Source organism: Micromonospora sp. CA-248089, assembly GCF_050948515.1.
Classification (GTDB): Bacteria; Actinomycetota; Actinomycetes; order Mycobacteriales; family Micromonosporaceae; genus Micromonospora.
Genome location: NZ_CP192016.1, coordinates 4,843,394 through 4,865,310, shown reverse-complemented (window position 1 = coordinate 4,865,310; position 21,917 = coordinate 4,843,394). Strand labels below are relative to the sequence as shown.

The window sequence follows — 21,917 nt, the reverse complement described above, 5'->3', positions numbered from 1 at the left end:
CGCCGCCGGGGCAACCGGGTTAACCGTTGCGCGTGTAGTGCAGGACGACCACGCCGGCGTCGAACGGGCGCGCCGAGGTGAGCGTGAGGCGCCGCGGATCGAAGCCGCTGTCGACGAGCTTGATGCCGCTGCCGACGACCACCGGGTTGAGCTTGACCACCATCTCGTCGATCTCGTCGAGGAGCTGACCGGCGAGCCGGCCGCCGCCGCAGAGCCAGATGTCGCGCCCGGGGCGGGTCTTCAGCTCGCGGACGAGGGCCACCGGGTCGCCGTCGACGACGTGCACGTCCGGGTAGTCGGCAGGGGGCAGCGAGCGGCTGAACACGTACTGCTCGAGGTGGGCGTAGGGGCTGGTGACGCCGAGCTGCAGGCCCGGCTCGTAGCTGCCGCGGCCCATCAGCACGGTGTCGAAGCGGCCGGCGGGCGGGGAGTCGATGCCGAGCTGGGCGTGGACGAACGTGGGCAGCGTCTGGGGCCACTCGGCCGCCAGGTGGGGCGCCAGGTCGGGCGTCAGGGGGAGGAAGTCGAACGACCCGTCGGGCGCGGCGATGAAGCCGTCGAGGGTGCTGGCGACGAAGTAGACGAGCTTGCGCAAACCGGCTCCGATGTCCGAGGTGATCCACGACGGCTGTCGTGGTTCGATGGCGAATCTACAACACCTGTCGTGGTTGTTGCTAGTGTGTTCGCGTGGCCAGGAATCCGGAACGCCGTACCCTGCTCGCCGACGCCGGCCTGCGGATCCTCGCCGACGCGGGCGCGCGCGGGCTGACCCACCGGGCGGTCGACGCCGAGGCGGGTGTGCCCACCGGCACCACCTCGAACTACTTCCCGTCCCGCGCGGCCCTGCTCGCCGGCCTGGCCGAACGCATCTTCGACCGGATCGCCCCCGACCCGGCCGTCCTGGCCGACCTCGGCCGCCGCGAGCCGTCGCTCGCGCTGATGACCGACTACCTGCGCGACATCGTCGCGCGCACCACCCGCGAGCCGGGCCTCACCCGGGCGCTGTTCGAGCTTCGGCTGGAGGCCGCGCGCCGCCCGGAGCTGCGGGCCGCGCTCGGCGGCGTGCTGCGCCAGGGGTACGCCGACGACGTCGCCCACCACACCGCCGCCGGACTACCGGGCGGGGCGTACGAGGTGGCGCTGCTGCACTACGCGGTCGACGGGCTCCTGCTCGACCTGCTGACCACCTCGATCGACGCCGGGTTCGACACCGATCAGGTGGTCTCGGACCTCGTCTCCCGTCTGGTCGGCGGCGCCGCCGACTAGGCGCGAGTCAGGTGTCTGCGGTTACCGATTTGCATTGCTAACGGGGGGTCGACAGGTGGCCGTAGAGATCGTCGTCCCGCTGTAACGCGATACCCAGCGCCCGCAAGCACATGTAGAGGGGCATCGACGCGGCCGCCGCGACATCGTCGGGTAGGCAGTCGAGCGAGTCCGGGTCGCGTCGGAGCAGATGCAGGTCTATGCGGCAGTCGAGGGTCAAGCCCTGAACGTACGGCGTCTCCACGAGCCGAACGTCGGTGTCCACCAGATCATCTGACGATACGGTGAGTTCGGTCAGGCCGACGTACTCCGGCTTGCCGCCTCGGTTGAGCCAGCGAAAGTAGCCGAGCACCCGCGTCTTCCCCAGATGGCTTGGACTAAGGTGGCTTTCCTCCATCAACTCGCGGCGCATCGCCGAGCTGATGAAGTCGGTCAACTTGGCGCCCGGCGGAATATCGTCAACGTCGACCAAGTCCACCGAGCCGGAGCCGGCTGGTGCGGCCAGCCCGCCCGGGCCCGCTTCCCCCTCCGGTTGCTGCCATGCCAGGACGAGCCGCCGGTCCTTAGTTAACGCCAGGGTCGACACACCGATTGCATTCGCCAACCTGCTTTCCGACAACGGCAGGAGACGGCCGCCTTCCCCATAGGGCAGAAGGCTCCCATCCAGGTTCAGGGCCCCGGTGGCTCGATCCAGCACTCGCCAGCCGAACAGGTAGTTGGAGCAGAGGAGCGCGTAATAGTCGGTGCAGCCGAGTCGCACCGCACCGCCTCGGAGCAGTTCCGGCGTGAGGTCATCCGACTGGCGGACGAGGCGACCGTTGAATGTCCTCCGAGGGCGCACTCGAGCGACCAGGATCGGCCCGGAATGTGCTGCCACCCGCCGAGGCAGTTCCAGCCGCTCGGCCGACCACCGGTAAGTCGCCTCGGCGTGCGGGAGTGCATCATCAACATCGGGTCGGCACCATGCCACCTCATGGTGATCTGTCGGTAGTCGCACGAGGATTTCCATTCCGGCTGTGGGGGGCGTCGACACGCCTCTGTGTCGAACGAGCCGGACGCGTCCGCGCCGCAACGCCAGCCATTGCGGCGCTAGCAGGAGCACCGAGAGCAGGACGGCGGCAAGCCCAGTCAGCAGTGCCGGAACTGATCCCAGCGGAGTTGACGCCAGGCCAATGACGCCCAACAAGAACCCTGCGACGGCCGCGTACCAGGTCCAGCGGTGACGTGCGAGAGCAAGACGCAACTGCCACCAACCGCGGACGCCTACCAGCAGCAACCAGATCCGCCAGTGTCGTAGCCCACGGGCCGACTTCTGCGCCATTCCCACCCTCACCTTCACGGATCAAGGCCGACAGGTTATTCGAAGACTTTTCGACTAGCTGTCTGGTTTGAGCAGTTCTCAGCAGGCATGGGTTGCAGAGCGTGGGGAAACCACGGCGGACGCCCCTGGGAAGGAGCAACGGATGAGGGAACGCACCGGACTGACCATCGGCGTGCTCGGCTCCTACGGCGGTCGCAACCTCGGCGACGAGGCGATCCTCACGGGTCTCCTGGACGATCTGCGCCGCCACGAGCCAAACGCCCGGATCATCGTCTTCTCCCGCAACCCGGCGCACACCGCGCTGGCCCACCCCGAGGTCGAGGCGGTGCCGTGGGAGGGCGTCAGCCGCGTCGACTCGTCCCCGGTGCTCAACCAGCTCGACCTGCTCATCCTCGGCGGCGGCGGGATCCTCTACGACAAGGAGGCCCGGCGCTACCTGCGGGTGGTCCGGGTCGCCCAGGAGCGCGGGCTGCCGCTGATCACGTACGCGGTCGGGGTCGGCCCGCTCACCGACACGCTGGACAGCGGCATGGTGCGCGAAACCCTGGCGCAGGCCGTCGAGGTGACAGTCCGCGACCAGGAGTCCCGGATGGTGCTGGAGGAGGCGGGCCTGGTGAACCCGATCACCGTCACCGCCGACCCGGCGTTCCTGCTCGAACCGGAGGAGTTCCCCCAGCAGTGGCTGCGCGAGGAGGGCGTACCGGCCGGCTCCCGGCTGGTCGGGCTCAGCGTGCGCGAGCCGGGCCGGGCCGCCGAACGGCTCGACGTGGACGGCTACCACCGCCTGCTCGCCCAGATCGGTGATTTCCTGGTGCACCGGATCGACGCGCACGTGCTGTTCGTGCCGATGGAACGCGACGACATCCGGCACTCCCACGGCGTGCTGTCGCACATGACCGCCGCCGACCGGGGCCGCATCCTGCACGGCGACTACCGCCCGGCGCAGATCCTCGGGCTGATGCGCCACTTCGACCTCGCGGTCGGCATGCGCCTGCACTTCCTGATCTTCGCGGCCATGATGGGCACGCCGTTCCTGCCGCTGCCGTACGCCGGAAAGGTCTTCGACCTGGCCCAGCGGCTCGGTGTGCCGGCGCTGCGCGGCGTGGAACGGGAGGTGGAGGGCCCGTTGCTGGCCGAGGTGGACCGGCTGTGGGACGAGCGGGCGGCCCGGGCCGACGCGACCGCACGCCGGGTCGCGGAGGTCTGCGAGCAGGCGCGCGGCACCTCCCAGGTGACCCGCAGCGTGCTGGACAGCATTCGGGCCCGCACGCTGACGCCCGCGGTGTGAGCCGGGCCGTCAGACCGCCGGGCCGCGCCAGGAGTAGACCCACTCCCGGCCCGGCTGGTCGTCCGACTCCAGCTCGTAGATCTGCGCCTCCGCGAGTCCCTGCGGCCCGAGGTGGTGGTGGGTCAGCGGCGGGCGGCCGTTGACGTCCAGCTCGACGGTGACGGTCTCGCCGTCGGCCGTACCGCCCACCAGAGGGATCTGCACCGTGGAAGCCATGCGCCCATCCTGCCCCGGCCGGCCCGCCCGCGCAGGGGATCACGCGGGGCAGCGGACCGGGCACACCGCGTACTAGGGTCCGGAAATGGCGCACCCGACGATCGATCCGACACTCGGTCCGGTCCTCGCCCGCACGGGCGGCGAACGGGCAATCCTCGACGCGTTCCTCGACCTGCATCGCGCCAACGTGCTGCGCAAGGTGCGCGGCCTGACCGACGCCGACGCCGGCCGGCGGCTGGTGCCCTCACTGACCACCCTGGCCGGGCTGCTCAAGCACCTGGCCCTGGTCGAGGGCAACTGGTTCCGCCGCCTGTTCGCCCCCGAGCCGGGCGACGTCTACCTCACCTCCCAGGCCGACGCCGACGCCAGCTTCACGCTGCGCGCCGGCGAGACGGTCGAGACGCTCGCCGCCGCGTACGAGGCGGCCTGCGACGAGTCCCGCCGGGTCGCCGCCCGGTTCGACCTCGACCACGTGGTGCCGCATCCGCAACTCGGTGAGGTGTCGCTGCGGTGGGTGCTGGTGCACCTGATCGAGGAGACCGCCCGGCACGCCGGGCACGCCGACATCCTGCGTGAGCTGACCGACGGCGAGACCGGCGCGATCTGACGCCTCAGTCACGGGGCAGCAGCCCGTCCGGGTACTCCATCCCGTCGTGCGTGCAGGCGGCGGCGGCGACCCGGGCGGCGTACCGGGCCGCGTCGAGGACGTCCGCGCCGCGCAGCCGGGCGGCGATCACCCCGGCGGCGAAGGCGTCCCCGGCACCGTTGGTGTCCACCACCGGGCCCGGCGGGGTGGCGGCGGGCACGTGCGTCGGCGGCGCGCCGGGCGTGTGCAGCGTCGCGCCCGCCGCCCCGCCGGTGACCAGCACCGTGCGCGGCGCCAGCTCGGCCGCCTCCTTCGCGGCCCGCTCGCCGAGCCGCGTGTCGCTGACGAAGACCAGGTCGGCGATCCGGGCGAACGGGCGGTGGTAGTCGTTCTCGCCGTCCCAGTCGTGCAGGTCGGTGGAGACCGACGTGGCGGCGCGCAGCACCCCCAGCGAGTCCCGGGCCCAATCCATGATCGACAGGTGGACGTGGGTCGCCTCGGCGACGAGCGCGGCCAGCTCCGCCTCGCCGAAGGGCGCCGGTCCCGACCAGGGACGCGGGTCGTGCAGCGACATCCGCCGCCCCGCCGGGTCGACCATGTTCACCGAGCGGCGGGTACCGGCCGGCGCGTCGGCGAGCGTCGTCCGGATCGAGGTACGCGCCAGCGCCGCCCGCACCACGTCACCGGCCGCGTCGGCACCGAGCACGTCGACGAGCGCCACCCGCAGGCCGAGCGCGTGCGCGGCCAGCGCCACCCCGGCCCCGGTGTTGCCGATCCGCATGTCGATCGGCGGCACCAGCAGCGAGTCGGCGACGGGCGGCGGCAGCGCGGGCACCTGAACCCGGACGTCCACGCCGAGCCCGCCGATCACGAGAAGGTCGACCATGGCGCCGACGATAGCGGCGCCCGGCGGCCTATCCTGGCTCCCCGGGCGCCGTCTTTCGGCCCCGGGGCCGTCGTCGAGGGGGAGCAGTGCTGGTCATCCACGGGTTGTGGCTGCCCGGCGCCGGGCTCGCCCTGTGGGCCGAGGACAGCACGCTCCCGGCCCGCGCGCCCCGCCGTCCCGGCCGCGTCCCGCGCGAGCGCCCGCACCCGTTCGCCGCCGACCACACCACGCTCGCCGACGCGCTCGACGGCCTGCCGGGCGAGCCGATCTCCGTCCTGCTGAGCCTGCCGACCCGCGCCGGCTCGCCGCTGGACTCGCCGGAGCTGGTCCGGGCCACCGTCGGGGAACCGGTCCGCGGCCCGGTCACCCGCGCCGGGTGGCGCGCTCCCGCCCTGGGGTACGCCCCGGACGACGCGTACGCGCTGCTGCGCGCCCCGATCCCGGGCCCGGTCGGGGCGAGCCTGCGCCACCTGTGCGAGCTGGCCGACTTCGCCGCCGACCTGGTCGTACGCGGCCGGTTGCTGCCCGGCGTGCTCGAGGCGTACCCCGGTGGTGTGCCCGGCGCAGGGTCGGCCGCGACCGGCGGGCGGACCTCGGCGCGGCGCTCACCGGTGGTTTCGGGGGCCGGGCGGCCGTTGCGGGCCGTGCGGGCGGACGACGTGGCGACCGGGTGGGCGCTCTGGCGGCCGCTGCTCACCGGCACCGACGCGGGTTGGGCGCGCGACCTGGCGACGGCGTTGCCCCCGGCGGCCCGCGCCGGCCGGGAATGGCGGCCCGAGGTTTCGGCCGCGGCCATCGGCGGCGCGGCGATCGTCTCGGGGCCGGCTGATGCCCGGACGGGCGGCGGCGCCGGGCGCTCGCCGGGAGGGAGTGCACCGCGAAGCGGGCCGAGCGGTCCGGCGGACGACGCGTGGGCCGGGCGGGCCGACGACATCGGGGCCGGTGAGCTGGTCGCGGAGGCGCTCGACGGGCTCGTCGACGCCGCCGCCCGGGTGGCGCTGGCCGACACCCGGCTGCACCGGGGATGCGCCCGGTCGGCGCGGTGCCGCGCTGGCTGGCCGCGCTCACCGGACCGCAGCGCGCCTTCCCCGCCGAGCCGGACGCGCTGGCGACGCTGCGCGACGAACTGGACGCCTGGCAGCGCGACGCGGCGGGCGGCACGGTACGGGCCACGTTCCGCCTCGTCGAGCCGGCCGTCGACCCGGTCGCCGAACTGGTCGAGGACGCCGTCTGGCGGGTCGAGTTCGGCCTGCACCCGGCCGACGAGCCGGGACTCGTGGTCGACGCCGCGCACATCTGGCAGCGGCCCGCACCGGCGCTCGCCGCCCGGGGGGTGGAGCCGCAGGAGACGCTCCTGGCCGAGCTGGGCCGGGCCAGCCGGCTGTGGCCCGAGGTGGACGCCGCGCTGCGCACCGCCGCGCCCGAGGGCATGGAGCTGGACGCCGAGGGCGCACACCGGTTCCTGCGCGAGGGCGCGCCCGTGCTGCACGCGGCCGGGTTCGGGGTGCTGCTGCCGTCCTGGTGGCGGCGCTCCTCGTCCCGGCTGGGGGCGCGGTTGCGGGCGCGCAGCCGTACCGCGCCCGGTGCGGTGGCCACCACCGCCGGGAAGCTGGGTCTGGACGCGCTCGTCGACTACCGCTGGGAGCTGGCGCTCGGCGACCAGCCGCTGACCGCGGAGGAACTGGCGTCGCTGGCCGACCTGAAGTCGCCCCTGGTCCGGCTGCGCGGCCGGTGGGTCGAGCTGGACCCGCAGCGGCTGGAGGCCGGGCTGAAGCTGCTGCGGTCCTCCGGCGAGCTGACGGTGGCCGACCTGCTCCGGATGGGACTGTCCGGTGACGACGGCGCCGGTGAACTGCCGGTCCTGGACGTGGTCGCCGACGGGGCACTGGGCGAACTGCTCGCCGGTGAGGCGGAGCGGCGGCTCACCCCGGCCGACCCGCCGCCGGGCTTCACCGGGACGCTGCGGCCGTACCAGCGTCGCGGGCTGGCCTGGCTGGCGTTCCTCCAGTCGCTCGGGCTCGGCGGGATCCTCGCCGACGACATGGGCCTGGGCAAGACCGTGCAACTGCTCGCGCTGCTCGCCGGCGACCCGCCGGAAGCCGGGCCCACGCTGCTGGTCTGCCCGATGTCCCTCGTCGGCAACTGGCAGCGCGAGGCGGCGAAGTTCGCGCCCGGGCTGCGGGTGCACGTGCACCACGGCGCCGAGCGCGCCCGGGGCGAGGGCTTCGCCACCGCGGTGGGGGAGGCGGACCTGGTGCTCACCACGTACTCGGTGGCGGCCCGGGACGCGTTCGAGCTGGCCGGCGTCGACTGGCACCGGGTGGTGGTGGACGAGGCGCAGGCGATCAAGAACGCCGCCACCCGGCAGGCCGAGGCGGTCCGGTCGCTGCCCGCGCGGCACCGGGTCGCGGTCACCGGTACGCCGGTGGAGAACCGGCTCGCCGACCTCTGGTCGATCATGCAGTTCGCGAATCCGGGGCTGCTCGGACCGGCCGCGACGTTCCGCAAGCGCTTCGCCGAACCGATCGAGCGGCACGGCGACGCCGAGGTGGCCGAGCGGCTGCGCCGGATCACCGGCCCGTTCGTGCTGCGCCGCCTCAAGACCGACCCGACGATCATCACCGACCTGCCGGAGAAGCTGGAGATGGAGGTGGTCTGCAACCTCACCGCCGAGCAGGCCGCGCTCTACCAGGCCGTGGTGGACGACATGATGGCGAAGATCGAGTCCAGCGACGGGATCGAGCGGCGCGGGCTGGTGCTGGCCACCATGACCCGGCTCAAGCAGGTCTGCAACCACCCCGCCCAACTGCTGCACGACGGATCCGCTCTGGACGGCCGGTCCGGCAAGCTGGAACGCCTCGACGAGATCGTCGACGAGGTGCTCGCGGCGGAGGAGAAGGCGCTGCTGTTCACCCAGTACGCCGAGTTCGGCGGCATGCTGCGCGGGCACCTGTCGGCGCGTACCGGCCGGGAGGTGCTGCTGTTGCACGGCGGCGTCGGCAAAGCCGAACGGGACGCCATGGTGACCCGGTTCCAGACCCCGCAGGGGCCGCCGCTGTTCGTCCTGTCGCTCAAGGCCGGCGGCACCGGGCTGACCCTGACCGCCGCCAACCACGTGGTGCACGTGGACCGGTGGTGGAACCCGGCCGTCGAGGACCAGGCCACCGACCGGGCGTTCCGCATCGGACAGCGCCGCCGCGTGCAGGTACGCAAGTTCGTCTGCGCCGGCACCGTCGAGGAGAAGGTGGCCGCGATGATCGCCGACAAGCGCAGCCTCGCCCGGTCGGTGGTGGGCAGCGGCGAGCAGTGGGTCACCGAACTGTCCACCGAGACGCTGCGCGACCTGTTCACCCTGGAGTCCGGGGCGGTGGTCGAGTGAGCCCCGGTTTTGACGAGTACGGTCCGCCGCTGCGGGTCGAGGGCGGGCTACGGGCACGCAGCACCCGGGGCGCGATCGGGCAGTCCTGGTGGTCCCGGCGGTTCGTGGAGGTGCTGGAGTCGTTCGCGCTCGGCTCCCGGCTGACCCGTGGCCGGGCGTACGCGCGCCGGGGCCAGGTGCTCCGGCTGGACGTGTCGCCGGGCGAGGTCACCGCCGAGGTGCAGGGCTCCCGGCCACGGCCCTACCCGGTGCGGATCGGGCTGGCCGCGTACCCGGAGAAGACGTGGCGGCGGATCGAGGCCGAACTGGCCGGGCAGGCGTTCTTCAGCGCCCGGCTGCTCGCCGGTGACCTGCCGGCCGAACTGGAGGAGCTGTTCGCCGACGCGGGCGCGCCGCTGTTCCCGGCCGAGATCGACGAACTCGACCAGCGGTGCGGCTGCCCCGACTTCGCGGTGCCGTGCAAACACCTGGCGGCCACGTTCTACCTGCTCGCCGAGGCGTTCGACGCCGACCCGTTCCACCTGCTGCACTGGCGTGGCCGGTCCCGCGCCGAACTGCTGGACCGGCTGCGTACGCTCCGGGGCGCCGACGCCCGGGGCGCCGACGCCCGGGGTGCGGGCGGAGGCGGCGGTGCGGGTGCAACCGGCGACGTGGGCCGAACCGGCGACGTGGGCCGAACCGGCGACGTGGGCCGAACCGGCGGTGTGGGCCGAACCGGCGGCGCGGGAGCGGGACCGGTTCCGGGTGCCCGGCCGGAGCCGGCCGCGTCGAGCGCGGTGCCGGTGGTCGGCGCGGCGCGTGCCCTGGCCGGGTTGCCGGCGGTGGAGCCGGACGACGAGCTGGACCGGTTCTGGCTGGCGCCGGTGGCGTTGCCGGACCGGCCGCCCACGCTCGCCACCGGCCCGGAGCTGCTGCTGCGCCAGCTCGGGCCACCCGGGGCCGCGGTCGGCGGGCCGGGCCTGGCCGAGCGGCTGCGCCGGGCGTACCGGGAGTTCGCTGGCGGCGAAGCCGCCTCCCCCAGGGAGTTCAGCGGCGGCGAAGCCGCAGGCGAGCGTTAAGAGGGGGCCCTTCCTCTACCGAATGCGTTAAGAAGGGGCCCTTCCTTACGCCTAAAGGAGGCGGCGGCGAAAACGCCACATCACTGCGGCGTTGGCGACGAGCACCACCGCGCAGATCGCCCCGGCCAGCCGTCCGACGAGCACTGTCATCGCCGGCAGCGAGGCCCACAGCACGATCGTCAACAGCATCATGTACCGGCCCCGGCGGCCCTTGATCCGGCTGTCCAGCCGGGCGAAGAACCGTGGATCACTCTCCCGCAGTTGACGGGTGATGAGTTCGAACCTGCGCTGATCCTCTTGGCTGAGCATGGCGGTGCCTTCCCCTCACGGCTTCAGCGGTTCGGCGGCATACCCGGATCGGAGGGCGGTCACGCGCCGCTGCTGCTGCTGTTTCGGCGGACCGGACGGGCGGGACGACGTTCTCAGCGCAGGCTTATCCGTACCTTAAGTTTTGGTGAGGCGGTGAACGCCCCCGGCGGCGTCGCCGGGGGGCGAAACCTCGCATCCGGGCGGTGTGCGCCCGGGTCGGCCCTGCTCCGGAGGCCGCCGCGTCCCCGCCGCCGCGACGGGCCCTCCCCGGCGGGCTTGAGCACCGTCTTAAGTGCGCTCACGAGCGCGTCCGACGCGTCTTGAGCGGCCGGGGCGGCATGGCTACTTTCCCGTAGGCAACTTCTCCGGCAACCGTCGCCGCCCCTGCGCTCACCCGTCCCCCCGGGTGGCAGGCGTGCCGGCGCTCGAAGAAAACGGGATAGGTACATGGCCGACCTGAACGTGCCACCGCGTCGTCCCCGGGACGACCGCGGCTGGGACGGATACCAGCACCCCCATCCGGACGGGTACCGCGACCCGCACGCCGCGCCGCACCCCGGCGCCCACCCCGCTCAGGGCCCGCAGTGGGTCGGGCCGAACGGCTTCGCCCCCGCCACGCCGGCCCCCGCCGGCTACCCCCAGCCCGGTGGCTACGCCCAGCCCGCCGGCGGGTACGGCCCGCCGCCCGGCGGCGGACTGCCCGACCTGGACGACGACGGCGAGGAGGCCCCGAAGCGGGGCCGGCGCCGGGCGCTCGCCACCCTCGGCGGCGCCGTGGTGGTCGCCGGTGGCGCCGCCCTGGCCATGTCCCCGCAGGTGCGCGGTCTGTTCAGTGACGCCCCGGCCGGTGACGCCACCGGCACGGTGACCACCGACGGCAACGCGGCCCGGCCCAGCGGCCAGCAGCCCAGCACGGTACGCACCTACACCGAGCAGAACGAGAGCTACATGGGCTCCCGGGCCGGCGAGGCGCTCAAGCGCAACGCGCCGTCCGGTGGCCGGCTCTACGGCAGCCCGGCGGAAGCCGCCGCGGCGACCAAGGTGACGGTCAAGACCGTGCTCGCCAAGGACCCGATCCGGCACCTGCTGACCCGGACCACCTTCGGTCCGACGCAGAAGATGATGGCGGAGGTCAAGCGGGTCGGCATCGACGACTGGCTGCGTGAGCAGCTCCAGCCGGAGAAGATCGCCCCGACCAAGGCCGAGCTGAAGCTGAGCGAGCTGCAGTCGCTCAAGCTCAGCCCGACGCAGCTTCGCGACCAGCGCGAGCAGCTCAACGAGAAGGGCGTCGACCCGGCCCGGGAGACGGTGGACGCCACCATCGCCCGGCAGATCTGGTCCGACCGCCAGCTGTTCGAGGTGATGGTCGACTTCTGGAACGACTTCCTGCACGTCGCCGCCGACTTCGACGGCGGGGAGAACTACCGCAACGCGTTCGACCGGGACGTCATCCGCAAGCACGCGCTCGGCAGCTACCCGGAGATGCTCGTCGCCGCGAACAAGCACCCGGCGCTGCTGCTCTACCTGAACCAGGTCGACTCGCGTAAGGACGCGGTCAACGAGAACCTGGCCCGGGAGAACCTGGAGCTGTACTCGGTCGGCGTCGACGGCGGCTACACCGAGAAGGACGTCCGCCAGGCCGCGCTGCTCCAGACCGGACGCGGTGTCGCCGACGGCAAGTACAAGTTCTTCGCCGAGCGGCACTACCTCGGCAAGGTGAAGATCCTCGGGTTCAGCCACGCCAACAACTCCGACGACCCGGTGGCTGCCGACAAGGTCATCGACTCGTACATCCGCTACATCGCGATGCACCCGTCGACCGCGCGGTACGTGGCACAGAACCTCGCCACCCGCTTCGTCTCCGACACCCCGCCGAAGTCCGTGGTGGACCGGCTCGCCAAGGCTTACACCACGAACAAGGGCCAGATCCGGCCGGTGCTGGCGACGCTGTTCAGCTCCTCGGAGTTCTGGGCCGCGGTCGGGCAGAAGGTGCGCCGCCCGATGGAGTACCTGGTCGCCACGTACCGGGCGCTCGGCGTCTCGCCGGACGCGGCACCCGACTACTCCGGCGACAACCGGCGGACCCCGTTCGCGCAGGGCCTGCGGCAGATCCAGGACAAGATGCGCGAACTCGGCCAGTACCCGATGGGCAAGCCCACCCCGGACGGCTACGCCGACGTCTACCTGGCCTGGACCTCCGCCGGCACCATGATCGACGGCTGGAACGAGGCGGGTGACCTGCTCGCCGGCTACCGCAAGCAGTTCACCTTCGTCAAGCCGGAGAAGCTGGTGGCGAAGCCGCCGGCCACCGCCGGGGCGTACGTGGACGCGCTCGCCCAGCGGCTGGTGCAGCAGAAGCTCAGCGCCAAGGAGAAGAAGCTCGTGCTCGCCGTGGCCGGTGTGGCCGAGAGCGCCAAGGTCGACGCCACCTTCAACGGGGCCATCGCCGCTGTCGCGCGGACGATCCTCGCGTCCCCCCAGCACCACCTCCGGTGAGGCATTCGATGGAGATGACCGTGAACCCGTACCCCCTGCACCCCGAGTGCCCCGACCTGCGGCGGCTGGCCGACAACCCGGCCGAGGCGCTGCTGCGCGCGGAGGCGGACATCGTCGCGGCCGAGAACGCGGCCGAGGCCGACCGGTACCGCCGGCTGGAGGAGATCGAGGAGGCGCAGCAGGACGGCCGGGGCGTCACCCGGCGTACCTTCGTCGCCGGCGCCGCCGCGACCGCGACCGCGCTCGCGACCGCGCAGTTCGTCACCACCTCGGCGTCGTTCGCCGCGACCAAGACCGGCACGCTGATCCACGTCTTCCTCTACGGCGGGCTGGACGGGCTGAGCCTGGTCGCCCCCGCCGATGACCCGGTGCTCGCCAAGGCGCGCCCCGACCTGCTGCTCGGCAACGACTCGCTGGCGCTGGCCCGCGGCTTCAAGCTCACCAGCGCGTTCGCGCCGCTGGACAAGTGGCTCAAGGCCGGGCAGCTCGGCTTCGTGCCGGCCGTGTCCGACCCGCGCCTGTCGCGCAGCCACTTCCAGGCCGCCGACGCGTGCAACCTGGGCGGCCTGCCGGGCGAGACCGGCGGCCGGGGCTGGCTGGACAGCCTGGTCGACTCGCTGGGCAAGGGCACCGCGTTCCGCAGCGTCGGCATCGGCAGCACCCTGCCCCGCTCGCTGGTCGGCGTGAACGGCGCGATCTCCCTCAACAGCGTCGGCGACCTGCGGCTCAACGGCGCCGACAAGTACCGCGCGGCCACCGAGAAGGCCATCCGTGGCCTGTTCACCGGCATCAACCACCCGGTCGAGGAGGCGGTGCAGGAGGGCATGGGCGCGCTCGCCACCGCGCAGAAGCTCGCCGCCAAGCCGTACGCCGCCGCCGAGGGCGTCCAGTACCAGGGCGTCGGGAACGCGTTCAAGCAGCTCGCCCAGCTCATCAAGGGCGGCGCGAACGTGCGGGTGGCCACCGTCGGCATGGGCGGCTACGACACGCACGAGAACCAGGGCACCCGCGAGGGCGGCCAGCTCTGGCGGCGGCTCAACGAGCTGGCGAACGCGATGGCCGCGTTCTTCACCGACCTGGGCGACCAGGCGGCGGACGTGACCATCATGGTGTCCAGCGAGTTCGGCCGGCGGGTCGGCTCGAACGGCGGCGGCACCGACCACGGGCACGGCGGTGTGGTCACCGTGCTGTCCGGCCGCAAGCTCGCCGGTTCGCTGCTCGGCACCTGGAACGGGCTGGACAAGCTGGACAGCGGCGACGTGCCGGAATACAACAACATGTTCAACGTCTACGGATCCGTCGCGCAGGGCCGCTTCGGCCTGACCACCGCCCAGGTGGACAAGGTCTTCCCCCGGCAGAAGTTCACCCCGGTCAAGATCTACGCGTGACGTACCAGGACACCCGCGCCGCCGGCCGCCGTACCGGGCATCCCGCCCCGTACGGCGGCCGTCCGGCTGCCCCCGTACCCCCGGGTCGTCCGCGCCGCGGACCCGGCGGCCGGCGTGCGCTCGCGGTGGCCTTCTGGCTGGGCCTGGTCGCCGCGGTCCTGCCGTGGTGGCTGGACACCCCGGCCGGGTCGCTCGCCGACACCGCCGACCTGCTCACCGCCGGCGGCCGGATCACCGGCCTGATCGCCGGCTACCTGCTGCTGGTGCAGGTGCTGATGATGAGCCGGCTCGGCGTGCTGGAACGCGCGCTCGGCGGCGAGCGGATCTCCCGCCTGCACCGCGATCTCGGCGCGACGCTGCTGGTGGCGGTGCTCACGCACATGTCGCTGCTGGTGGTCGGCTACAGCCGGCAGGAACGCAAGACGGTGCTCGGCGAGGTCGGCGCGCTGCTGACCGACTACGAGGACATGGTCACCGCGTTCGTCGCGGCGGGCATCCTGGTCACCGTCGCGTTCACCGCGGTACGCGCCGTGCGGCGCCGACTGCCGTACGAGCTGTGGCACCTGCTGCACGCCGCCAGCTATCTCACGCTGCTGCTCGGGTACGCGCACCAGTTCAGCAACGGCGCGCAGCTCTACGAGCCCGGCCCGGTGCGTACCGGCTGGATCGCCGCGTACCTGCTGGTGGTGGCCGCGCTGGTGTGGGGCCGGATGCTCGCCCCGCTGGTGTTCAACCTGCGGCACCGGCTGCGCGTCGCCGACGTGGTCGCGGAGAGCCCGGACACCGTCTCGGTCTACCTGACCGGGCAGCGGCTCAACCAGATCGACCTGCTCGGCGGGCAGTTTTTCCGCTGGCGCTTCCTCAACCCCGGCTGCTGGTGGCAGTCGCACCCGTTCTCCGTCTCCGCCGCCGCGAACGACCGCTGGCTGCGGATCACCGTCAAGGTGGTCGGCGGGTACACCGCCGAGCTGCGGGACCTCACGCCCGGCACCCGGGTCTGGGTGCAGGGACCCTCCGGTACGTTCACCGCCGCGCACCGCACCCGGGAACGGGCGCTGCTCATCGCCGGGGGCAGCGGCATCGCGCCGTTGCGGGCGATGCTGGAGGAGTTGCCGCCCGGCGCGGCGCTGATCTACCGGGCGCGTACCCCGGCCGACGTGCTGCTGCACCAGGAGCTGGACTGGCTCGCGCAGGCCCGGCACACCTCCGTCTGGTACGTCGTCGGCCGCCGCGACGACCCCGGCCCCCGCCAGGTGATGAACCCCGAGGGGCTGCGCCGCCTGGTGCCTGATCTGACCCGCCGCGACGTCTACCTGTGCGGCCCCGGCGGCCTGGTCGACGAGGCGGTCGCCGCGCTGCGGGCGGCGGGCGTGCCCCGCCGCCAGATCCACCTGACCGCGTTCGAGCTGTAGGAGAGGCACTGCCCATGCGTCGCGCGCTGTTCGCGATCACCGGCCTGGCCGCCGGCACCACCGCACTGGTGGTGCTCAAGGGTGCGCCGGGCACCGGGCAGGCCACGCCGGACGTACCGGCCGCGCTGGCACCGGTCGCACCCGGTGGGTCGGCCGCGCCCGAGCCGCCGTCGCCCACCGGCTCCGCGCCCGGCGACGTCACCCCGTCGCCGCGCGCCTCGTCGAAGCCCGCCCCGAAGCCGTCCGCCGACCGCAGCGCGGCCAGCCGGGGCGGCACCCGCACCAGCACCAGCACCGCACCCGCCGCGCCGCGGACCACCACCAGCGCGCCGAAGGCCACCACCCGCACGGTGACCGGGTCGTCGGTCACCTACGAGTACGGCTCGCTCCAGGTCCGGATCACGCTCAGCGGCAGCCGGATCGTCGACGCCACCGCGATCGGACTGCCGCTGGGCGGGCAGTCCGGGCAGCGCAGCGACGACGTGCAGGCCCGCTACAGCGGCACCTCCGGCGAGGTGGTGGCCCGGCAGAGCGCGAACCTGAGCACCGTGTCCGGGGCCACCTACACCAGCACCGCGTACAAGCAGTCGTTGCAGGCCGCGCTGGACAAGGCGTGACAGTGCCGGCTCGTGCCGGCGTCGCCGTCGGTCCCGGTCGGTCCGCCCGGCGCGGCCTGCGCCGGGTCGAACACGTCATGGGTACGGCGATCAGCCTCGACCTCGCCGACGACCTGCCGGGGGAGGCCCTGCACGAGCTGGCCGAGGACACGTTCGGCTGGCTGCGCGAGGTGGACGCGCGGTTCAGCACGTACCGCGACGACAGCGAGGTGTGCCGGATGGACCGGGGCGAACTGCGGGCCGCCGACGCCTCCGCCGACCTGCGGGCCGTGCTGGCGGCCTGCGCCGACCTGTGGACCGCCACCGACGGGTTCTTCGACGTGTACGCGACCGGGCGGCTCGACCCGTCCGGCTACGTGAAGGGCTGGGCGGCACAGGTCGCCTCGGACCGGCTGGTGACCGCGGGCGCGCCGAACCACTGCGTGAACGCGGGCGGCGACGTGCGGGTACGCGGCCACGACGCGACCGGTGAGCCGTGGCGGATCGGGGTGCGTCATCCGTGGGACGCGGCGGCGACCTGTCTGGTGCTGACCGGCACCGACATGGCGGTCGCCACCTCGGGCGTGTACGAGCGCGGCCACCACGTGGTCGACCCGCGCCGGGGCGTACCGGCGACCGGCTTGCGCTCGGTGACGGTGGTGGGGCCCGATCTGGGTGTGGCCGACGCGTACGCGACAGCGGCGGTGGCGATGGGCGCACCCGGCCTGGCCTGGCTGGACCGCCTACCGTCCCCGTGGCAGCACGCCGTGGTCACGGACGAGGCCCACCAACACCACTCCCGAACCCTCCCCACCCTGCCCTGACCTGCGCCGCCCTCCCGCCCCGCTTTGCCCCGTCGATCATGAGGTTGGCGGCACCGCCTCCCGGCGTGTCGCACCGCCAACTTCATGATCGACCACGCGTCGGCCCGGCGCGGTGGGCTGTGGGGAGAGAGGCGGGGAGGGACGCAGGCGGGGTCAGCGGAGGGGGCGGTGGAGGATGGCGGGGCGGGAGCCCGTCGGGCGAGGACGTCCGGGGCGGACGCCGAGGGGGCGGGTGAAGGCCCACGGGTGCAGGCGGCGTCGGGGCCGCGCCGGCTCGGTACCGCCGGTGTGGCGGGCAGCGTCGTCCCTGGACATGGTCAAACCCCCGCTCTGGCGCGCTCGCGCCCTCGCCAGGTTCAACGAGCCCGGTGCCGGGGAGGTCGCTGTCGGCCACCCGTCCGGGTCACCGGACCCGCCGTGAACAGGGAGAACGCTCGGCGTCGGCGTACGCGTTGCGGCAGCACCGGCCGGGTGCCGGGAGGTCAGCGGCCGCGGCGGGGCAGCGGGAGATGACCGGGGAACAGGTCCGCGCCGAGCGTCACCCCGGCCGCGCGTAACGCGGCGATCAGCGCGTTCTGCACCAGGTACGAGTCGGGCAGCTGCCAGCGGGCCTGCTCCGGGGCGACCGCCCAGCGCACCGTCCCCTCGGGCAGCCGGGTCGGCGGGGCCGGAATCCACGAGCCGGGTCCGTGGCGGACCACGTGGAAGCAGTGCTCCAGCTCGGGCCGCAGCGGGTCGCCGGGGCGTACCAGGAACATCCAGCGCCCGGTCGGGGTGACCAGCGCGGGCCCGCGTACGCCGAACCCGGCGGGATGGGTGGCGACCGCGTCCAGGACCTGCCGGCCCAGGTGGGCGGCGACCTCCAGGACGTCGAACGCGCGCCCGGTGGGCAGCAGGATGCCGTGCGGGCGGCTGCGCCACCAGGTGGCCACCCGGGCCGGGTCGTCGCTGGCGGCGTGCTCCCAGTCCTCGAGGGCCGGGTGGCAGCCCACCGTGGGGCAGCCGGCCCGGCCGCACACGAAGCGGCTGTTGGCCAGGCAGGCGCCGGGGGTGACCGGCCAGCCGTGCAGCGCGTACCGCACCGCGACCCGGCGCAGCCGGACCCGTTCCAGCGGTGACAGGTGAGCGACGCGCGGTCGGACGTTCCTCCACATGTCAGTCGTCCCCTCTGGTCCCACCGAACCGTCCACAAGCCCGAACCGTCCACAAGCCCGAACCGTCCACAAGCCACACGTCGAAAGCCGTCACTGCCGTAACCCACGCTCGTTGAGGTGACTAACGGTCGGTGCAACTTGCACGAAAACTACGAGAACTGGCTGGTCGGTGGACGCACAACCTGTGCGATCGGCGCGAGTCTGAGGGACGTGGGGGGACCGGCCGGCGCCGTGAGGGGGAGGGAGCAGGGATGGACGAACTACCCATAGGCCGGCGGGTGGCGTACTGGCGGAGTCGCCGCAAGATGTCCCAGCAGGTCTTCGCCGACCGGCTCGGCAAGTCCAAGAGCTGGGTGGACAAGGTGGAGCGCGGCGTCCGCCGGCTGGACAAGTTCTCCGTTCTCTACGAGATCGCCGACATCCTCCAGATCGACGTGCAGCTGCTGCACGGCAAGGACCCGGAACGGCGCACCGACGCGCTCAACTGCATCGACCAGGTCGAGGTGGAGGAGATCCGCACCGCCCTGGAACGGTACGACTCCATGAGCGCCTACTTCGACGCGGCGCCCTACCCGCCGCCGCTGGCCGACATGCGCAAGGCCGTGAACCACGCCTGGCTCACCTACCAGTACGGCCGGTACGGCATGCTGACCCGCGCGCTGCCCAAGCTGCTGCGCGACGCCCAGGCGGCGGACGCCGGCTACGCCACCGGCGACCAGGTACGCGAGGCCGCCCACCTGCTCGGGCAGGTCTACCAGATCGCCTCCTCGGTGCTGCGCAAGCTCGGCGAGTGCGACCTCGCCTGGCTGGCCGCCGACCGGTCGATGGCGGTGGCCCAGCGCGCCGACGACCCGCTGCTGGCCGGCATCGCCACCACGCGCGTCTGCAACGCGCTCGTCGCGATGGGCCGCCCCCGCCCGGCGCTGGAACTCAACGTCCGCATCGCGGGCCGGCTCGCGCCCGGCGGCGACAACGACGTCCGCCCGGAACGGCTCTCCGTGTACGGCATGCTGCTGCTCCAGGGCGCGATGGCCGCCGCCCGGATCGGCGACTCGGCGACGGTGGACGACCTGCTCGCCGGCGCCGGTGAGGCGGCCACCATGCTCGGCGGCGACCACAACCACTACTGGACCTCCTTCGGCCCGACCAACCTGGAGCTGCACCGCGCGGCGGCGGCGGTCGAGCTGGGCGACGGCGGCCGGGCGGTGGAGACCCACATGCGGCTGTCCGAGCCCGCGTTCAACGCGCTGCTGCCGGAGCGGCGCGCGCACCACCTGCTCGACCTGGCCCGGGGCTACTCCCAGATCGGTGACGTCGCCAACGCCGGGGACATGCTGCTGCGCGGTGACCGGCTCGCGCCGTCGGAGATCCGGTGCCGGCCGATAGCGCACGAATTGATGTCCGAGATTCTCCGTCGCACACGTGGTGCGCCGCCTCCGCCGATCGCGGAGTTGGCTGAGCACATGGGAGTCGGAGTATGAGCGGTCCGGAGACCGCAAACGGGCACCGGCGGGTGCTCTACGTCATCGCCTGCGGTTCGCCGCTGGCCCGTCACGTCGGCCGGCTGGTCGACCTCGCCCAGCGGGACGGCTGGACGGTCTGCGTGGTCACCACGCCGGACGGCGCGAAGTTCGTCGACCGGACGGAGCTGGCCCGGCAGACCGGCCATCCGGTCCGTACGCACTACAAGAACCCGGGCGACCCGGACGTGCTTCCCCCGGCGGACGCCATGCTGGTGTGCCCGGCCACCGTCAACACGATCAACAAGTGGGCGGTGGGCATCACCGACACCCTGGCGCTCGGCCTGCTGGTCGAGGCGCAGGGCATGGGGGTGCCGATCGCGGCCGTCCCGTACACGAACGAGGCGATGGCCGCGCACCCGGCGTTCCGGGCCAGTATCGACCGGCTGGCGCAGTGGGGCGTCCGGGTGGTGTTCGGCGACCACGTCGTACGCCTGCATCCGCCCGGCACGGGGGACCGGCGCGCGGACGCCTTCCCCTGGGACGCCGGCCTGGCCGCCCTGCGCGGCGCGGACCGGCCGGTCGCCCCGGTCGGCTGAGAGTCGCGACGGGTACGGCCCTCGGCAGATGCCGGGGGCCGCGCCCGGCGGCGCTCGGCGTGTATCGGCGCGGACGCCGGTAAGCTGGCCGCCCGTGAGTACAACCGTCGCCGACGTGGTGGCCGCGCTGGACCGCCGTTATCCGCCCGCCTGGGCCGAGGAGTGGGACCGGGTCGGCCTGGTGCTGGGCGAGCCCGACCACCCGGTACGCCGTGTCGCCTGCGTGGTGGACGTGGTTCCGGAGACCGTGGACGAGGCGCTCGACGCCGGCGCGGACATGATCGTCGCGCACCACCCGCTGCTGCTGCGCGGCGTCTCCTCGGTGGCCGCCACCACGTACAAGGGCCGGATCGTGCACCGGCTGATCAAGGCGGACGTCGCGCTGCACGTGGCGCACACCAACGCCGACGTGGCCGATCCCGGCGTGTCCGACGCGCTCGCCGCCCGGTTCGGGTTGACCGGGCTGCGCCCGCTGCACCCGCCCCGCCCCGGCTCGCCCGCCGCCGGGCCCGGCCGGGGCATCGGCCGCATCGGCGAGCTGCCCACCCCGATGACGCTCGCCGAGCTGACCCGGCTGGCCGCCGCCGTGCTCCCGGTCACCGCCTGGGGAGTTCGCGCCGCCGGGGATCCCGGGCGTATGGTTCGTACCCTCGCCGTCAGCGGCGGCTCGGGGGACGGCTTCCTCGCCGAGGCGACCGCGGCCGGGGTGGACGCGTTCCTCACCGCGGACCTGCGCCACCACCCGGCCGGGGAACACCTCGCCGCCGGCGGCCCGGCGCTGCTGGACGCCGCCCACTGGGCGACGGAGCGACCCTGGCTGGACGACCTGGCCGCCTACCTGGCCGCCGAGCTGGACGTCGAGACCGTGGTGTCCGACCTGGACACCGACCCGTGGACCGTGCACGCCGCCGCGCCCCGGCCGGACGACAAGGAGCCCCGACGTGAAGGCTGACCCGAAGGTGCAGCGCCGCCTGCTCGACCTCCAGGCGATCGACACCGCGCTGGCCCAGCTCGCGCACCGCCGCCGCACCCTGCCGGAGCGCGCGGAGCTGGAGGCCCTGGCGCGTGAGCTGTCCGCGCTGGAGGACGAGCGGGTCCGCGCCCAGGTGGCAGTCGACGACCTGGACCGGGACATCGCCCGGATCGAGAAGGACGTCGACCAGGTGCGGGCGCGCAAGAGCAAGGACGAGGCCCGCCTGGCCTCGGGCAGCGGCCCGGCCCGGGAGCTGGAGGCGATCCAGCACGAGCTGGTCTCGCTCAACCGCCGCCAGAGCGACCTGGAGGACGCCGAGCTGGAGCTGATGGAGCAGCGGGAGACCGCGCAGGGCGTGCTCGACGGCGTCGAGAGCCGGCTCGCCGAGGCCCGCGAGCGTCGTGCCGCGACCGAGCAGCGCCGCGACGAGACCCTCGCCGAGATCGCCAAGGAGGAGGAGTTCAAGCGGACCGCCCGCCAGCCGCTCGCCGGTGACCTCCCGGCGGACCTGATCAGCCTCTACGACAAGATCCGCGAGGACACCGGCATGGGCGCCGCGCTGCTCACCGGTGGCCGCTGCGGCGGCTGCCGACTGGAGATGTCCGGCGCCGACTTGGCCCGAATCCGCAAGGCCGACCCGGACGACGTGGTCCGCTGCGAGGAGTGCCGGCGGATCATGGTCCGGACCAACGAGTCGGGGCTGTAGCCG

19 protein-coding genes and 1 pseudogene are annotated in these 21,917 nt (G+C 73.5%); 14 read left to right on the top strand and 6 right to left on the bottom strand.

What is annotated here, in order from left to right; all coding sequences use genetic code 11:
- Window positions 1-19 precede the first annotated feature (19 nt).
- Window positions 20-595, bottom strand: coding sequence for a dihydrofolate reductase family protein (locus ACQP26_RS22705; RefSeq protein ID WP_269704733.1), 576 nt, complete (start codon window positions 593-595; stop codon window positions 20-22).
- Between the two features lie 92 nt (window positions 596-687).
- On the opposite strand from ACQP26_RS22705, the gene ACQP26_RS22700 reads away from it, so the two are divergent.
- A complete protein-coding gene (locus ACQP26_RS22700) occupies window positions 688-1,266 on the top strand; it encodes a TetR/AcrR family transcriptional regulator (protein WP_433493937.1) in 579 nt (192 codons plus the stop codon).
- Window positions 1,267-1,303: 37 nt separating this feature from the next.
- On the opposite strand, the gene ACQP26_RS22695 is transcribed toward ACQP26_RS22700, so the two are convergent.
- Window positions 1,304-2,584, bottom strand: coding sequence for a hypothetical protein (locus ACQP26_RS22695; protein WP_433493936.1), 1,281 nt, complete (start codon window positions 2,582-2,584; stop codon window positions 1,304-1,306).
- A 142-nt stretch (window positions 2,585-2,726) separates the two neighbouring features.
- Here ACQP26_RS22695 and ACQP26_RS22690 point away from each other — a divergent pair, with 142 nt between their 5' ends.
- A complete protein-coding gene (locus tag ACQP26_RS22690; RefSeq protein WP_269704735.1) occupies window positions 2,727-3,872 on the top strand; it encodes a polysaccharide pyruvyl transferase family protein in 1,146 nt (381 codons plus the stop codon).
- A 9-nt stretch (window positions 3,873-3,881) separates the two neighbouring features.
- Here the strand turns inward: ACQP26_RS22690 and ACQP26_RS22685 are convergent, their stop codons facing one another.
- Entirely contained in the window at window positions 3,882-4,088 is a 207-nt protein-coding gene (locus ACQP26_RS22685; protein ID WP_433493935.1) for a hypothetical protein, read from the bottom strand.
- Between the two features lie 85 nt (window positions 4,089-4,173).
- Between ACQP26_RS22685 and ACQP26_RS22680 the strand changes: the two genes are divergently transcribed.
- Window positions 4,174-4,695 (top strand): DinB family protein, encoded by a 522-nt coding sequence (locus tag ACQP26_RS22680; protein ID WP_269704737.1) that lies wholly within the window; start codon window positions 4,174-4,176, stop codon window positions 4,693-4,695.
- Between the two features lie 4 nt (window positions 4,696-4,699).
- Here the strand turns inward: ACQP26_RS22680 and ACQP26_RS22675 are convergent, their stop codons facing one another.
- On the bottom strand, window positions 4,700-5,560 hold the full coding sequence (locus tag ACQP26_RS22675) for a carbohydrate kinase family protein (protein WP_433493934.1): 861 nt from the start codon (window positions 5,558-5,560) through the stop codon (window positions 4,700-4,702).
- An 86-nt stretch (window positions 5,561-5,646) separates the two neighbouring features.
- Between ACQP26_RS22675 and ACQP26_RS22670 the strand changes: the two are divergent.
- Both ACQP26_RS22670 and ACQP26_RS22665 read left to right on the top strand, forming a co-directional pair.
- Window positions 5,647-8,939 (top strand): annotated as a pseudogene (locus ACQP26_RS22670) (SNF2-related protein).
- Window positions 8,936-9,997, top strand: coding sequence for an SWIM zinc finger family protein (locus ACQP26_RS22665; RefSeq protein ID WP_433493933.1), 1,062 nt, complete (start codon window positions 8,936-8,938; stop codon window positions 9,995-9,997). The pseudogene ACQP26_RS22670 and the gene ACQP26_RS22665 overlap by 4 nt, the downstream one beginning before the upstream one ends.
- Window positions 9,998-10,048: 51 nt before the next feature.
- On the opposite strand, the gene ACQP26_RS22660 is transcribed toward ACQP26_RS22665, so the two are convergent.
- Window positions 10,049-10,306 (bottom strand): DUF3040 domain-containing protein, encoded by a 258-nt coding sequence (locus tag ACQP26_RS22660; RefSeq protein ID WP_269704741.1) that lies wholly within the window; start codon window positions 10,304-10,306, stop codon window positions 10,049-10,051.
- Window positions 10,307-10,753: 447 nt separating this feature from the next.
- Between ACQP26_RS22660 and ACQP26_RS22655 the strand changes: the two genes are divergently transcribed.
- The 5 genes from ACQP26_RS22655 to ACQP26_RS22635 all read left to right on the top strand — a co-directional run bounded on the left by ACQP26_RS22655 (window position 10,754) and on the right by ACQP26_RS22635 (window position 17,022).
- Entirely contained in the window at window positions 10,754-12,802 is a 2,049-nt protein-coding gene (locus ACQP26_RS22655; protein WP_433493932.1) for a DUF1800 domain-containing protein, read from the top strand.
- 14 nt (window positions 12,803-12,816) lie between these two features.
- Window positions 12,817-14,190 (top strand): DUF1501 domain-containing protein, encoded by a 1,374-nt coding sequence (locus tag ACQP26_RS22650; protein ID WP_269707035.1) that lies wholly within the window; start codon window positions 12,817-12,819, stop codon window positions 14,188-14,190.
- Window positions 14,187-15,602: a ferredoxin reductase family protein gene (locus tag ACQP26_RS22645; RefSeq protein ID WP_433493931.1), complete on the top strand. Its 1,416-nt coding sequence runs from the start codon at window positions 14,187-14,189 to the stop codon at window positions 15,600-15,602. Before ACQP26_RS22650 ends, ACQP26_RS22645 begins: the two co-directional genes overlap by 4 nt.
- A gap of 14 nt (window positions 15,603-15,616) precedes the next feature.
- On the top strand, window positions 15,617-16,219 hold the full coding sequence (locus ACQP26_RS22640) for an FMN-binding protein (protein WP_269704744.1): 603 nt from the start codon (window positions 15,617-15,619) through the stop codon (window positions 16,217-16,219).
- Between the two features lie 77 nt (window positions 16,220-16,296).
- On the top strand, window positions 16,297-17,022 hold the full coding sequence (locus ACQP26_RS22635; protein WP_433496184.1) for an FAD:protein FMN transferase: 726 nt from the start codon (window positions 16,297-16,299) through the stop codon (window positions 17,020-17,022).
- A 482-nt stretch (window positions 17,023-17,504) separates the two neighbouring features.
- On the opposite strand, the gene ACQP26_RS22630 is transcribed toward ACQP26_RS22635, so the two are convergent.
- On the bottom strand, window positions 17,505-18,176 hold the full coding sequence (locus ACQP26_RS22630; RefSeq protein WP_269704745.1) for a bifunctional DNA primase/polymerase: 672 nt from the start codon (window positions 18,174-18,176) through the stop codon (window positions 17,505-17,507).
- Between the two features lie 251 nt (window positions 18,177-18,427).
- Here ACQP26_RS22630 and ACQP26_RS22625 point away from each other — a divergent pair, with 251 nt between their 5' ends.
- The 4 genes from ACQP26_RS22625 to ACQP26_RS22610 all read left to right on the top strand — a co-directional run bounded on the left by ACQP26_RS22625 (window position 18,428) and on the right by ACQP26_RS22610 (window position 21,914).
- Complete coding sequence (locus tag ACQP26_RS22625; RefSeq protein WP_433493930.1) at window positions 18,428-19,657, top strand: helix-turn-helix domain-containing protein; 1,230 nt, start codon at window positions 18,428-18,430, stop codon at window positions 19,655-19,657.
- On the top strand, window positions 19,654-20,235 hold the full coding sequence (locus ACQP26_RS22620) for a flavoprotein (protein WP_281577099.1): 582 nt from the start codon (window positions 19,654-19,656) through the stop codon (window positions 20,233-20,235). The genes ACQP26_RS22625 and ACQP26_RS22620 overlap by 4 nt, the downstream gene beginning before the upstream one ends.
- Window positions 20,236-20,350: 115 nt before the next feature.
- Window positions 20,351-21,187 carry a Nif3-like dinuclear metal center hexameric protein gene (locus tag ACQP26_RS22615; protein ID WP_281579973.1) on the top strand — a complete coding sequence of 279 codons (837 nt, stop codon included), beginning with the start codon at window positions 20,351-20,353 and terminating at the stop codon, window positions 21,185-21,187.
- Window positions 21,177-21,914: a zinc ribbon domain-containing protein gene (locus tag ACQP26_RS22610; RefSeq protein WP_269704748.1), complete on the top strand. Its 738-nt coding sequence runs from the start codon at window positions 21,177-21,179 to the stop codon at window positions 21,912-21,914. The genes ACQP26_RS22615 and ACQP26_RS22610 overlap by 11 nt, the downstream gene beginning before the upstream one ends.
- Window positions 21,915-21,917: the final 3 nt, after the last annotated feature.